This is a genomic window from Occallatibacter sp., from assembly GCF_035317045.1.
Classification (GTDB): Bacteria; Acidobacteriota; Terriglobia; order Terriglobales; family Acidobacteriaceae; genus Telmatobacter.
Genome location: NZ_DATHHT010000025.1, coordinates 95,886 through 108,757, shown reverse-complemented (window position 1 = coordinate 108,757; position 12,872 = coordinate 95,886). Strand labels below are relative to the sequence as shown.

The window sequence follows — 12,872 nt, the reverse complement described above, 5'->3', positions numbered from 1 at the left end:
CAGAAAGACGCTTATGAAGTTCTTTGTCAGGAAGGGCTGCACACATTCTGAGGAGTTAACGGACCGGACGCTCGATCGCGTCGTGCTGATTGTGCATCATGAGCCGAAAAAGTACACCTCGCCAATCTCCCTTTGCTATGGCGTAGGCAGAAAAGTCTTGTTGGAGTATCTCCGGGAGTCAACGCCCGAAGCGTTGGAAGACAAGGATGTTCCGGTGCCCGCTCTGCCGGAGGAGGAGTTTACCGAAGACGAAGTGAATTGCCTAGGCCACTGTCTGGATCAGCTTTCGTCACGTGATCGCGAGCTAATTACGCAATACCACCGGTTCCAAGGCCGTCAAAAGGCTGAGAATCGCAAGCATCTTGCTCAGATATACGGAGGACTGAACAAGCTGCGGATCACAGCCTGCAGGATTCGCGCTCGACTTCACGATTGCATCAGTAGCTGTGTGCAGGGTTCGGCTTTGAACTAAGGAATGCAAGACGGAGTATATAGAAAATCCCATGATCACTGATGCGAACATTCGCGAGTATTTGCTTGGTCGTCTGGATTCGAATCTCGAACTGGTCGAAAGCATCGACGAAAAGATTCTGATGGATCCTGAGTTTTCAATAAGTGTGGATGTGACCGAAGACGAGATTATCGAAGAATATCTAGAAGGTTCCCTTAACTCAGAAGATATGCTAGCAGTAGAAAGACACTTCCTCCGCCCTCCCGAACGGCAGCGCAAGCTCAAAACTGCTCGATTATTCAGCCGATACCTCGAAAGCGAATCCCGCAACGTGACGACGGAGCAGCCAGCACCTGTGCGTAGTCTGTTTAAAGTGTTTCGAGTCGGATGGGCATTGCCAAGTTTCAGAACTTGTGCCGAAATCGCAGCCTCCGCCGTGTTCGTTATTTCGATCCTGACTCTTTCGAATCAACGCCGCGAACTCGATATCGCGAGAAAGCAAGTAGACGAGCAGCTAAGTCAGGAGCGCCAGCGCTCGGCGGCCTCAAATCAGCAACTACAGAACGCTTTACAGTCATTGCAACCAGCAGTCGCGATGCTCAACCTCTTCAGGCCGGGTTTACTGCGTGGGAAACTGGAGCTACCCGAGGTCAAGGTGAGTTCAGGAACCAAGTTGCTCCACGTCGAAGTCGCACTCTCGTCCAGCGCACCCGGGAGCGCTCGTGTCGAGCTGCGACACACCGGAAAGATGGTTTGGTCTCGGGACGGAGTCGATGCTATCGCCGTTCCGGGTGGCGTAATCTTAAGACTGGATATTCCTGCTGATGTCCTTACTCAGGGCACATGCGAGCTTGTGGTAAAGACCGCAGGGGACGGCGCAATATCTTATTGGTTCTCAGTATTAAAGCTCCAGTAGCACGCTTATAACTTTGCTCCAAGCTATCTCTCTAAGAGTCGCGCTTCGGTCTGCTGTCCGTGTGTTCCGTATCTGCCGGACTTATTGCGCAGACCTATGCGTTCGGGAGTTCACGTGATTTTGCGTGAAATGTTTTTCCAAAATGCGCATAGCTAGATGAAGGCTTCCCTAACAGCCAAGTACCGAGTTCACCATGAACGACGAGACCTGGAAGTGTCTTTGGGATATGCCTTGTTGATGCATTTTCAACTTCCCTGAAAATGCGATGTCAACAGCTACAACCCCCAGATGGTGTAGGCGCGAGGGAATCGCCGCCTCACAAAAGGAGAGTCACCAATGAAGCCAATCACAGTAATCGCATTTGCAGTGTGCCTTCTCGCGAGCTTTGCCGTCGTCGGCACTGTGTCGGCACAAGATCATGCTGCCACAGCCACGGTTCCCTTCGGTTTCAACGTGGGGGCTAAGTGGGTTCCTCCGGGGACATACACCATAACTTCGGACGCAGACAGTCCCGAACACATTTTCATACGGAGCGCGGACCGCAAGGTTGTTCTGATGACCATTGCTCAGCCCGACAGCCAAATATCGAATCGGAACAAGCTGGTCTTCACGAGGTATGGCGAACAGTATTTCCTGCACGAGATCCTTTGCTCCGCTTGCGGGATGAACGTCGCTTTCCCCGGCTCCAAGCACGAGAGGATCGTACGGTCCCGCCACTTGGAGGCAGGCCTCTCGCATTCGGGCGACGTGTACCTGGCGCTTTGAAGGAATCCCTGATTCTTACTCTCCTCCTGGCGACCACAGTGTCCGGTTCCGTAAGCCGCGCACGAAGCAAGATCCAGGCGAAGTAGTTTGTCCCCCTTTTTGGGAAATGGATGAAGCGAAGCGGGCCAGATGTCACTAATTGTGGTCGAATCCGGCTTTTTGAACGAAGGCAGTCGAATCAAGACCAGTCAACCTAAGGAGGGTTTTCCATGAAACGGATCCATGCAATCGCTCTGCTGACCATCGCTACTCTTAGCGCTACCGCCGGGGCTCGGGCCCAGGAGCGCGCCGTGATAGCCAACATTCCCTTCAACTTCACCGTTGGCGACAAAGTATTGCCTGCTGGTGAATACTCCCTCTCCTCTTCCTCATCTGGGATTGTCCAGATTCAGAGCGCTAACCACCAACTGTTTGTGAAGGTGACCGCCTCTCACAGCAATCATGAGGCGGAAGCTAGGACAGAATTGGTATTCAGCCGGTATGGAAGCAACTATTTCCTTCACCGGATCTTGGATCCCTCTACGAGCAGCCTGAACTTGGATATTGGCTCCTCGAAGTCAGAGAGGAAAGCGCGTGCCCATCAGGAAGAGGCAAAACTTCCACCGACAGAATCAGTTCTTGTCGCAGCACGATAATCTGCTCCAGATGGAGTTGTGGGCTCCGGGGTTTTCATCCCGGCGCCCAGCTCTGTTTTCCTTTCTCTCGTTCCCAAATCCAAGTTGACGAACGACATTCTTCCAACAAGCTTTAGGCCGCTTGATACATTCCCTTTCTTCGGCCGGTCGTGGAGTGTATGTAAACCAATCGCAGCTGTTCGGACGTCGGCGAAATGGCTGCGCGAATCCGGAATTCCTCACTCCTAAGGAACTGCAGACACTTCTGAAGAGGCTTCAACAACGTGAACGGGCGATGGTCCTCCTCGATGCCAGCATCGGATCGTCGGCACGGCGAATCATGATGAAACGACAAAGGAATTTGCCGACAAGACTTATGACCGTCCGCACGTGATGGAATTGCCCAGACATCGCGAAACGTTCGCTAGGCGCCTGCGAGCCGTGGCGTTGCGTTCGCGTGCCTCAGCAAGAGTGATCTCCGGATAGCTGCCAGGTGCAAGCTGCTTCTCAGCCCCTTGGAAGCGGTACTTCCGGCGCCAGAACTTTCTACCGGTGGGAGTGATCAGAAGATGCAGGCCGCCACCGTCAAAAAGTTTGTAACTTTCGAGCAAGGTTGCGAGCGCCGAATTGCGGTATCAGTCAGAGCCGTCTTTTACGCCTCCAGTTCAGGTGGAAGTTTGAAATGTCCCCAATCCCGAAATCTATGCCCCCACACATACCCCCATTAATTAGGAGTTGGCATCCACAATACCCATTGGACACAAAAAGACAGAAGCCGCTGATTTTTCAGCGGCTTAGCTTGGCCTATTGGATTTCTCTGGATGTCTTTGAATCTAATCCTGGTAGGCACGACTGGATTCGAACCAGCGACCTCTTCCGTGTCAAGGAAGCGCTCTAACCAACTGAGCTACGCGCCTGTAATGCGACAGACATTAGTAGTCTACCAGCATCAATGGAGCGGGAAAAGAAGATCAGTGCTGCGGGAAAAGAAGAGCTGTCGCCGCAACTTCTGAATGCTGTACCATCTATCAACGAAACGTTGACGCTTGCAACTCCAAGGTCCGTCGAGGCTTGCAAGATCGAAACGGGCAGGCGAGGCGAGATCACAACGTCTCAGAAGCTGCGCTTCGATGACTGAGGTCCCAACCACGCGCCGGAACCCGCTGCGTACAGCGCCAAACCTACTCACGGTGATGCGCATCTGTCTGGCACCCTTTCTGGTGGCCGCAATCCTTGAAAACCGGTTTAGCCTGGCGTTTGCGCTGTTCATTGCGGCTGGTCTTTCGGATGCACTGGATGGATTACTGGCCAGGATGTTGAAGCAGCGCACCAGCCTGGGGCAGTATCTGGATCCCATTGCGGACAAACTTCTCTTAAGCACTTTGTTCCTGGTCCTCATGTACAAGGGCCTCATGCCTACGACGGTGACAGTGCTCGTGTTTGGCCGCGACGTCGGCATCCTGCTTGTCGCGGCCGTCCTTTACGCCGTGGTGGGGCGACGAGAGTTTGGGCCGAGCATCTTCGGCAAGGCGAACACGGTTGCCCAGGTTGCGGCTGTGGCATTTGTGCTGCTGCACCAACTGACGACTGCAAAATGGGTCGTCATACTGCGCCTGGTGGCGCTGGATGCGACGGTCGGACTCACCATCGTTTCAGGGCTGCACTATGCGTGGATGATCGCATCACACCGCAGTAGCGCCCAGACCAATCCACCCGGCGCGAATTGATGCGGCACTGCCGCCGGAGTCAACGTTAATACGGTTGATTTGTTGACCAAGTCAATGTGATGGGCCCCCGGATTCTTTTGCGAATCCGCCTCATTCGTCCTCGATTTCTTCTTTCTTTTCGGCAGATTCTTCAATCGCCATGTCGTGAAATTCGTCGGAATCGAAGACATCGCCACATTCGAGGCATTCAACGTACTCGGTGTCTTCTTGGCGGGAGACAATTCGAACCCTAGGGTGTTTGCAGGCGGTAACCATCGTATTGGGCAGGCTTGGATTTGAAAACTCTTTGCCGCAGATTGTAGCGAGCTTTTCGACAATTTCAAACGGCATTTTGGTGAATCTTTGTCTCTGAGGAAACGCAAGCGAGGAAATGGCTTGTCTTGAGCACGTAGTTCCCTGAACCCTATCTCTATTAACAAAGTCCCTGTCTTCAATAGTCGTCCAGAGATAATTGACTGCAAACTATTCTTTATATTTAAGTTAGCCAAAGAATATTCTCAGCATTGGACTTACGGGGCTTTCCCGTTTCACAGTTTCACAGTTTCGCGGACCCAAATTTGAGAGTGGATAACGGAAGAACTAACTCACTGATTAGTTTATGGTTAAGCAATTTTAAAACGTGATTTTTGGCGCTTTTTGGCGGCATTTTGACACTTTTTGCGCCGTTTTGGGCATGTGTAAGGCTTAGCACCCCTGTGAAACTGTGGTGAGCACCCAAATCAGATGAGTGGTCGAAGGTTCGCCGCTTGGGAAGATCAGAAGAGTGGTCGAGGTTTGCCGCATAGATTCAGGATAGGCCGATCGGCGAAATAACCTGCAAAAGTGGGCAAACTTTTTGCCCTTTTCTTTGAGCAAGTTAGGCGATGATGATGGGCTCAGGGACTTGACGTCTCGTGGCGAACCCAATGCTACCGGGTTGGCTATCTTCGTGAGGAGTCGTGAAGGACGTGGGGATGGCTTGCACGCCAACCATGGCGTGGAGGACCTTCTTCGAATTGGGCATCGGAAGATTGAAAAGCCGACATAATCGGTCGTATACTAAATACGGACTGAAGAAGTCGCATATTATGCTGAAGCTTACCAAGAAGGCCGATTACGGGCTGATGGCGCTGAAATACCTGGCGGAACACCCGGAAACGGTTGCCCTGAGCGCCAAGGACATTGCCGATGCATACGGCATCCCGTCGCAGCTGCTGGCCAAGATTCTGCAGCAACTGACGAAGTCGGGGTTGCTGAAGTCGCACGCCGGAATGAACGGTGGGTATGCGCTCTCGAAGCCGGCGGTGTCGATTTCGGCTTACGAGGTAATCCTGGCAATCGATGGACCGTTTTTTATTACCTCGTGTACGAAAGGCGCCAAGGGATGCGACCTGACGCCGAGTTGCACGATCAAAGAACCGCTGGCGCGAGTGAACGAAACGATCGCGGGCGTATTGAAAAGCATCAGCATTCAAGACCTGGCCGAGCATGAGCATCCGCCAGGGCACGTCCTGGAGCCGAAGCTGGTTTCGCTGACGATTTAGCTAACTCTCCGCACGAAGCGGAGCAGCAACAACGATGGAGAGGTCGGGATGAGTACAGTTACGAGTCACGTTGAAGTGCCGGAAGGTGTCACGCTGCCTATCTATATGGATAACCATGCCACCAGCCCGCTGGATCCGCGCGTGCTGGAAGCGATGATGCCCTATTTCACAGCGAAATTCGGCAACGCGGCGAGCCGGAACCACTCGTTTGGCTGGGAGGCCGAGCAGGCCGTGGAGACCGCGCGCGAGCAGATCGCGAAGCTGATTGGCGCGACGGCAAAGGAAATCATCTTTACCTCGGGCGCAACCGAGTCAAACAACCTCGCCATCAAGGGCATCGCGGAGATGTATCGCGAACGCGGCAACCACATCATCACGCAAGTTACCGAGCACAAAGCCGTGCTGGACACGTGCAAGCGCCTGGAGAAGTACGGCTATCGCGTGACGTATCTTCCGGTGAAGGCTGACGGGCTCATCGATCTCGAAGACTTGAAGCGCGCCATTGACGACAAAACAATCCTCGTCTCGATCATGGCGGCCAACAACGAGATCGGCGTTCTGCAGCCCATTCGCGAGATCGGCAAGATCTGTCATGAGAAGAATGTCCTCTTCCACACCGATGCGGTGCAGGCGGTGGGCAAGGTTCCCGTGAACGTGCTCGCCGACAACATCGACGTGCTGTCGCTCTCGGGCCATAAAATCTACGGGCCGAAGGGCGTGGGCGCTCTCTATGTTCGGCGTCGCAATCCGCGCGTGCAGATTGCCGCGCAGATCGATGGCGGCGGCCACGAGCGGGGCATGCGCTCGGGCACTTTGAATGTTCCCGGTATCGTGGGACTCGGCAAGGCATGCGAAATCGCCAACGCCGAGATGGAGAACGAAGCTGCCTATCTCCGTGGCCTGCGTGATCGCTTGAATGACAAGCTCCAATCAGAGCTCGACTACATTCACGTGAATGGGTCAATGGAGCGCCGGCTCCCAGGCAACCTGAACGTGAGCTTCGTTTATGTTGAGGGCGAGTCGCTGCTGATGGGGATCAACGATGTCGCCGTATCCAGCGGCTCCGCATGCACGTCGGCGACGCTCGAGCCCTCGTATGTGTTGAAGGCTCTTGGGCTGGGCGACGATGTTGCGCACAGTTCTATTCGATTTGGTTTGGGCCGCTTCAACACGCAAGCCGAAGTGGATTATGTTGCGGCGAAGGTTATCGACATTGTGAAGAAACTACGTGAGCTTTCACCGCTTTACGAGATGGTGAAAGAGGGAATTGACCTGACCAAGATCGAGTGGCAGGCGCACTAGAAGCGAGTGGTCAGTGAACAGGGATCAGTGGTCAGTAAATGCGCCTTGAATTTAACGTAGCGCATCCAATGATCGACGGATCCGACCGCTGACAAGAGGTCAAGGATTTTCAAGAAACGCGGCTTCCCCGCGGGAAGGAATTTGGAAAATGGCATACAGCGATAAGGTCGTAGATCACTACAACAACCCGCGCAACGTGGGTACGCTCGACAAGAGTTCCGGCGATGTAGGTACAGGTCTCGTCGGCGCTCCCGAGTGCGGCGACGTGATGCGCCTGCAGATCCGCGTGAACCCGGAGACGCAGGTTATTGAAGAAGCGAAGTTCAAGACCTTCGGCTGCGGCTCGGCGATTGCCAGCTCTTCGCTTGCCACCGAGTGGATCAAGGGTCGCAAGGTGGAAGAAGCTCTCACGATCAAGAACACCGACATCGTGAAGGAGCTTTCGCTTCCACCAGTCAAGATTCACTGCTCGGTGCTGGCAGAGGACGCCATCCGCGCAGCTATCGGCGACTGGAAGAAAAAGAACGGCGTCGCGGAAAACGTGGCTGTGGCTGCTGAAGCCAAGTAAGAGCAGCTCTTAAGGCAAGAAGGAACCAATGTCGAACTTTGTATCCATCGAATCGAAGCCGGCGCAGGGCGCAAGCGCTGCACCGGCGCAGCCGGAGGCCAAGCCGGCTGGTGGGCCTGTCGCGCAGGGCCTGCAGGTTACCGACCGCGCGGTTAAGCGCATTCGTGTGGCCATGGAAAAGGAAGGCGTGTCGCCGGCAGAAGGCGGATTGCGCCTCGGCGTGATGGGCGGTGGCTGCTCAGGGCTTTCGTATTCGATCAAGTTCGACACACGCCCACGCGAGCGGGACCGCATTTACGAGTTTGACGGCGTGCGCGTCTTCGTCGATCCCAAGTCGTTCGTCTATTTGCACGGCATGACGCTGGACTATGAAGAGACACTGATGCGGCAGGGCTTCAACTTTATCAATCCGAACTCCTCGCGCTCCTGCGGCTGCGGTTCGTCCTTCTCTTAGTCCTCCGCCCTGGAGTCAGTTCATGTTGAAAGTTCTCGATTCTGCAGTACCGGTCGCGTGCTGGTCGTGCGCCGTTGCGCACAATGATGCGACGTTGTTCTGTCCGCATTGCAGCAAGATTCAGCCTCCTCCGGGCGGGGACTATTTTTCTGTCTTCGGACTTGTGCCGCAGCTCGACCTCGATCTGGGTATGCTTGAGCACCAGTTCCACAAACTCAGCCGCAAGCTGCATCCCGATCGGTTCGCGCGCGCACAAGAAAACGAAAAGCAATGGAGCCTGGCCGACACCGCGCTGCTCAACGATGCCTATCGCACGTTGCGAAATCCGATTCGACGCACCGAGTATCTGCTGAAGTTGCACGGGGCTGAGATTGGCGAGGAGCATGCCGGCAAGGATCGCAAAGACCCGTCGCGTGTGCCGGCGGACCTTTTGGAAGAGGCATTCGATCTGAACATGCAGCTTGAAGAGATGCGCATGGCGAAGAAGATGGGCGACACCGATCCGGAGTTGCAATCGAGTCTCGAACAGGCGAAAACAAAGTTTGACGGCTTGCTCGATGAAGTCGACCGCGACCTGCGCGCGCAGTGGAAGGTATGGGATGTGGGTGACGAAAACGTCCGCCAGGAATCGCAGAAAAAGATGGTGGCGCTGCTCGATCGCCGGCGCTATATCAACAATCTTGTCCGCGACGTGACGGAAACACTGGGAGCCTAAGAGAATCATGGCAGAAGGACGCGTAGTTGGAATTGACCTGGGAACAACGAATTCCCTAGTCGCTTATATGGAGGGCGATAAGCCGGTGGTCATTCCCGGCGTCGACGGCTCGAACCTGGTGCCGTCGGTTGTAGCTCTCGATCCCATGCCGGCGGACGGCGGCAGGCCCACCGTTACCGTGGGCAACAGCGCACGCCGCGTGCTGATCGAGACGCCCGAGCGCGTCATCTACTCTGTGAAGCGCCTGATGGGACGCGGGCTCGAAGAAGTGCAAAGCGAATTGAAGCTGTTTCCGTTTCGCCTTGCGGACGACGTGGAGGCCGGCGAGGTGCCGCGCATTCAGCTTGGCGAAATGCGGTTTACGCCGCCGGAGATTTCGGCGTACATTCTGCGACAGCTCAAGCGGAATGCAGAGCGCTTTTTCGGGTCGCCGGTATCGCAGGCGGTGATCACGGTTCCCGCGTACTTCAACGACGCGCAGCGGCAGGCGACAAAAGACGCGGGCCGCATGGCCGGGCTTGATGTGCTTCGGCTGGTGAACGAGCCGACGGCGGCAGCGCTGGCCTATGGACTCGATCGTGCCAAGGAAGGCACGATTGCGGTTTATGATCTCGGCGGCGGGACTTTCGATATTTCGATTCTGAAGCTGCGCGATGGAATTTTCGAAGTGCAGTCGACCAATGGCGATACGCATCTTGGCGGTGATGACATCGACAATCTGCTGCTGGCGATTGCGCTCGATGAGATTCACGCCGAGCACGGTGTGGATCTGCGCAAGCATCCCGGCGCGGTGCAGGCGATCCGCAAGGCCGCGATTGACGCGAAGATCGCGCTTTCTGCAGAGAGTGTTGCCCGTTTCGATATTGAGCTGCCGAATGGCGATCGCTACCGACGTGAGATTCCGCGTGCTGTTTTCGAGCAGTTGATCGAGCCCGTTCTGAACCGGACAGTTGGACCGTGTAAGCAGGCGATCACCGATGCCGGCATTACGCCAGAGCAGATCGATGAGGTTGTGCTCGTGGGCGGGTCGACGCGGATTCCTGCGGTGCGCAGGCTGGTGGACGACCTGTTTCATCTCGGCGCGCGGGGGAAGAAGCCGCACATTGAATTGAATCCGGATGAAGTGGTGGCGCTCGGTGCGGCGGTGCAGGCTGACATTCTGGCGGGCGCGTCTAAGACGACGGAGGAGATGTTGTTGCTGGATGTGACGCCGCTTTCGCTGGGGATCGAAGCGCTTGGCGGGACTGTGGCTAGGATCATTCAGCGCAATTCGACGATTCCGGCGTCGGCGACGGAGCATTTCACCACAGGTGTTGACGGACAGACGAATGTCGCGATTCATGTGGTGCAGGGGGAGCGCGAACTTGCGGCGGATTGCCGATCGCTGGCGCGGTTTGATTTGAAGGGGATTCCGCCGATGAGCGCGGGGTTGCCGCGGATCGAAGTGAAATTCCTCATTGATGCTGACGGGATTCTGCAGGTTTCCGCGCGGGAGCAGCGCAGCGGCAAGGCAGCGCAGATCGAAGTGAAGGCTACCTATGGATTGACGGACGAGCAGGTCGAAGGGATGATTCTGGATTCGTTCGATCATGCGGAAGAGGATTTTGCAAAGCGGCTGCTGATCGAGGCAAAGATTGAAGCTGATACGATCCTCTCCAAGGTCGAGATGGCGCGAACCCACCCCGCGTGGGGACAGTTGCGCGGCGAAGAGATTGGAGTGATCGATGCGGCGCGCGACAGGCTTGCCTCGGCAAAGGCAGGAGACGACCTTAGCACAATCCGTGAGGCGACCGTTGCACTTGATCGCTCGACGCAACGGCTGGCTGAATTGATGATGGATGCCGCAGTCGGATCAGCTATACGCGGCAAAACGATGGGCGCCGCCGATGAAGAGCTGGGCGAAGAAGTGACCGCGCCGCATCCGATGGCGCGTGCGGAATTCAAGTGAGAGTGGTTGAACGAGATTTGAGGGTCGATATATGAGCGAAGTGAACACTACAAACATTCCGCCGGAGAAGCTGGTGCGGGTTACGTTTATGCCTGAGGGCAAGACTGTCGAATTCGAATTCGACACCATGCCTTATGAGCATCATGGCAAACCGATGTCGTTCCTCGACGTCGCGGAGAACTTCGGTATTTTTCTCGATCACGCTTGTGGCGGCGTTTGCGCCTGCACCACTTGCCACTTGTGGATCAAGGACCAGGAAGGCATCAGCCCTGCCGACGACGACGAACTCGACCGGATGGATATGGCGGCCGATCAGCAATTGAACTCGCGCCTTGGCTGCCAGGCGGTCATCACCAAGCCTGGTAACTATGTGGTCGAGATTCCCAAGTGGAATCGGAACTACACGTCGGAAGGCAAACCGCTGGCAATGGCCGAGAACAAATAGAAAAAACGAAGAGGAAAGCATGCCCCGCGAAATCATGTGGACCGACTCCGAGGAGATCGGCATTCAATTGCAGGAGAAGTTTCCAGAGGTCGATCCGCTGACCGTGCGGTTCACGGATCTGCACAAATACGTGACGGAGCTTGAGGGCTTTGCGGATGATCCGGCAAAGTCGAACGAAGCGCGGCTTGAAGCGATCCAGATGGCGTGGCACGAAGAGTTCAAGGACGCGAAGGGCTGATTTGGGCCCTGGTCGCGATGTCAGGAATCTCCGCAGTTAAAGATGTTGGCTATGTTCTCCCTCGGGTACCGGAGATACCCCTATTATCCCCTCTCTTTCAGGAAGTTTATTCGATTCATGGGTTTAAAGCGAGACCCCTCGCCAGAGTCCTCTTCCTATTGAAGTTCGCTATAGAGTCCTCTCGGCAAAGGAGTTAAGGCTGGGGACGGGAGGGAGAGACCCGGAGAGCAGCGGCTTAGGAACGCAGAGTCGGGCACGGTGGGTCTGATTTTGCTGCTTCTGATCGGACACAACTCCATTGTGCGCCGGAACCGGGAAATTATCTGCAAAGCTGCGCCGGGAAAATTCTGAATGGAATGAGGGACTTGGCGGGAAGATTGAGAAAAGAGGCTTGACGCCGATATTTGCGGGCGGCCGTTATTCTGGTGCGAATCAACTAATGGACGATGGGTTGCTAGTCGCGCCAGGTTTCGGCCCAGCTAAATGAAGCTTCGAAGTGCTGGAATTCCTGTTTCTGTCCTGGGACGAGATAAACACTGACTACATCGAAGCGGACCGGCGGAGCAGTGGTCTGCGGAAGCTGGCGCAGATAGCGGCGCGCGAGGCGGCGGAGCACGTTGCGCTTGTGGTTGTCGACGGCGGTCTCGGCGGGGGTGAGGTCGCGGGCTGTGCGGGTTTTTACCTCGATGAAGCAAAGCATGGGGCCGTCCCAGGCAATCAGATCGACATCGCCGGGGACTTCGCCTGAGGACCATCGCCTCGCGACGATGGTGTATCCCTTGCGCTGCAGATAGAACAGCGCAGCGTCTTCGCCATCAATGCCTACCGTGAGATGAGCGGGCAGCGCATTCCGTCCACGCTTGCTGGCAACCTTATTGAGTCCGGCGAGCGATCGCTCCGCCAAGCTGACGCGCATCTCTCTGAGATTCATTGCAACCATTCTCAGCTGATTGGAGAGAAGGTGCAAATCGCTTCGGTACAGCCGCTTTCGCGGGGCCGCGCCGAGCGTCACGGGTTTGAATACAACGGTCACGGCACATTGTCGCTGTCGAGGTCCGCTCACGAAGCGGAAATTTATGCACGTGTAGCCGAATTGGCTAGCGCGTCTAACCTTGGAACACACGGCAATGCTGCATCGCGGCGATCTGCGAGACGAGTATTTTATCGAGCATTGGCGCGTTTTTCTTTCCTCATTCGTCTATTCCG

At 55.6% G+C, this 12,872-nt stretch carries 16 protein-coding genes and 1 tRNA gene; 13 read left to right on the top strand and 4 right to left on the bottom strand.

The genetic code is table 11. The features are described from left to right. Positions 1–13: 13 nt before the first annotated feature. The 4 genes from VK574_RS12555 to VK574_RS12540 all read left to right on the top strand — a co-directional run bounded on the left by VK574_RS12555 (position 14) and on the right by VK574_RS12540 (position 2,767). On the top strand, positions 14–472 hold the full coding sequence (locus VK574_RS12555) for a hypothetical protein (protein ID WP_472800204.1): 459 nt from the start codon (positions 14–16) through the stop codon (positions 470–472). Between the two features lie 31 nt (positions 473–503). Continuing rightward, positions 504–1,367 carry a hypothetical protein gene (locus VK574_RS12550; RefSeq protein WP_472800203.1) on the top strand — a complete coding sequence of 288 codons (864 nt, stop codon included), beginning with the start codon at positions 504–506 and terminating at the stop codon, positions 1,365–1,367. Positions 1,368–1,703: 336 nt separating this feature from the next. Further along, positions 1,704–2,132, top strand: a complete 429-nt coding sequence (locus VK574_RS12545) for a hypothetical protein (RefSeq protein ID WP_472800202.1) — start codon at positions 1,704–1,706, stop codon at positions 2,130–2,132. A 209-nt stretch (positions 2,133–2,341) separates the two neighbouring features. Then, the gene (locus VK574_RS12540; RefSeq protein ID WP_472800201.1) at positions 2,342–2,767 is read left to right on the top strand and encodes a hypothetical protein; all 426 of its coding nucleotides are present in this window, start codon (positions 2,342–2,344) and stop codon (positions 2,765–2,767) included. 353 nt (positions 2,768–3,120) lie between these two features. Here VK574_RS12540 and VK574_RS12535 read toward each other — a convergent pair whose 3' ends face one another. Both VK574_RS12535 and VK574_RS12530 read right to left on the bottom strand, forming a co-directional pair. Next, a complete protein-coding gene (locus VK574_RS12535; RefSeq protein ID WP_472800200.1) occupies positions 3,121–3,357 on the bottom strand; it encodes an Arm DNA-binding domain-containing protein in 237 nt (78 codons plus the stop codon). A gap of 229 nt (positions 3,358–3,586) precedes the next feature. Beyond that, positions 3,587–3,663 (bottom strand) — tRNA-Val (locus VK574_RS12530). A 213-nt stretch (positions 3,664–3,876) separates the two neighbouring features. On the opposite strand from VK574_RS12530, the gene pgsA reads away from it, so the two are divergent. Continuing rightward, the gene (gene pgsA / locus VK574_RS12525; protein WP_472800199.1) at positions 3,877–4,473 is read left to right on the top strand and encodes a CDP-diacylglycerol--glycerol-3-phosphate 3-phosphatidyltransferase; all 597 of its coding nucleotides are present in this window, start codon (positions 3,877–3,879) and stop codon (positions 4,471–4,473) included. Between the two features lie 90 nt (positions 4,474–4,563). Here pgsA and VK574_RS12520 read toward each other — a convergent pair whose 3' ends face one another. Continuing rightward, entirely contained in the window at positions 4,564–4,803 is a 240-nt protein-coding gene (locus tag VK574_RS12520) for a hypothetical protein (RefSeq protein WP_472800198.1), read from the bottom strand. Positions 4,804–5,540: 737 nt separating this feature from the next. Between VK574_RS12520 and VK574_RS12515 the strand changes: the two genes are divergently transcribed. The 8 genes from VK574_RS12515 (at position 5,541) to iscX (ending at position 11,666) form a co-directional block, all read left to right on the top strand. After that, on the top strand, positions 5,541–5,996 hold the full coding sequence (locus VK574_RS12515) for an RrF2 family transcriptional regulator (RefSeq protein WP_472800197.1): 456 nt from the start codon (positions 5,541–5,543) through the stop codon (positions 5,994–5,996). Between the two features lie 48 nt (positions 5,997–6,044). After that, positions 6,045–7,298: an IscS subfamily cysteine desulfurase gene (locus tag VK574_RS12510; RefSeq protein WP_472800196.1), complete on the top strand. Its 1,254-nt coding sequence runs from the start codon at positions 6,045–6,047 to the stop codon at positions 7,296–7,298. 148 nt (positions 7,299–7,446) lie between these two features. Continuing rightward, entirely contained in the window at positions 7,447–7,866 is a 420-nt protein-coding gene (gene iscU / locus VK574_RS12505) for a Fe-S cluster assembly scaffold IscU (protein WP_472800195.1), read from the top strand. A gap of 28 nt (positions 7,867–7,894) precedes the next feature. After that, positions 7,895–8,320 carry a HesB/IscA family protein gene (locus tag VK574_RS12500; protein WP_472800194.1) on the top strand — a complete coding sequence of 142 codons (426 nt, stop codon included), beginning with the start codon at positions 7,895–7,897 and terminating at the stop codon, positions 8,318–8,320. Positions 8,321–8,342: 22 nt separating this feature from the next. Then, a complete protein-coding gene (gene hscB / locus VK574_RS12495) occupies positions 8,343–9,035 on the top strand; it encodes a Fe-S protein assembly co-chaperone HscB (RefSeq protein WP_472800193.1) in 693 nt (230 codons plus the stop codon). 7 nt (positions 9,036–9,042) lie between these two features. After that, positions 9,043–10,983: a Fe-S protein assembly chaperone HscA gene (hscA, locus tag VK574_RS12490; protein ID WP_472800192.1), complete on the top strand. Its 1,941-nt coding sequence runs from the start codon at positions 9,043–9,045 to the stop codon at positions 10,981–10,983. Positions 10,984–11,014: 31 nt separating this feature from the next. After that, the gene (locus tag VK574_RS12485) at positions 11,015–11,428 is read left to right on the top strand and encodes a 2Fe-2S iron-sulfur cluster-binding protein (protein ID WP_472800191.1); all 414 of its coding nucleotides are present in this window, start codon (positions 11,015–11,017) and stop codon (positions 11,426–11,428) included. 19 nt (positions 11,429–11,447) lie between these two features. Next, complete coding sequence (gene iscX, locus VK574_RS12480; protein WP_472800190.1) at positions 11,448–11,666, top strand: Fe-S cluster assembly protein IscX; 219 nt, start codon at positions 11,448–11,450, stop codon at positions 11,664–11,666. 454 nt (positions 11,667–12,120) lie between these two features. Here iscX and VK574_RS12475 read toward each other — a convergent pair whose 3' ends face one another. After that, positions 12,121–12,597, bottom strand: a complete 477-nt coding sequence (locus VK574_RS12475) for a YraN family protein (RefSeq protein WP_472800189.1) — start codon at positions 12,595–12,597, stop codon at positions 12,121–12,123. Positions 12,598–12,872: the final 275 nt, after the last annotated feature.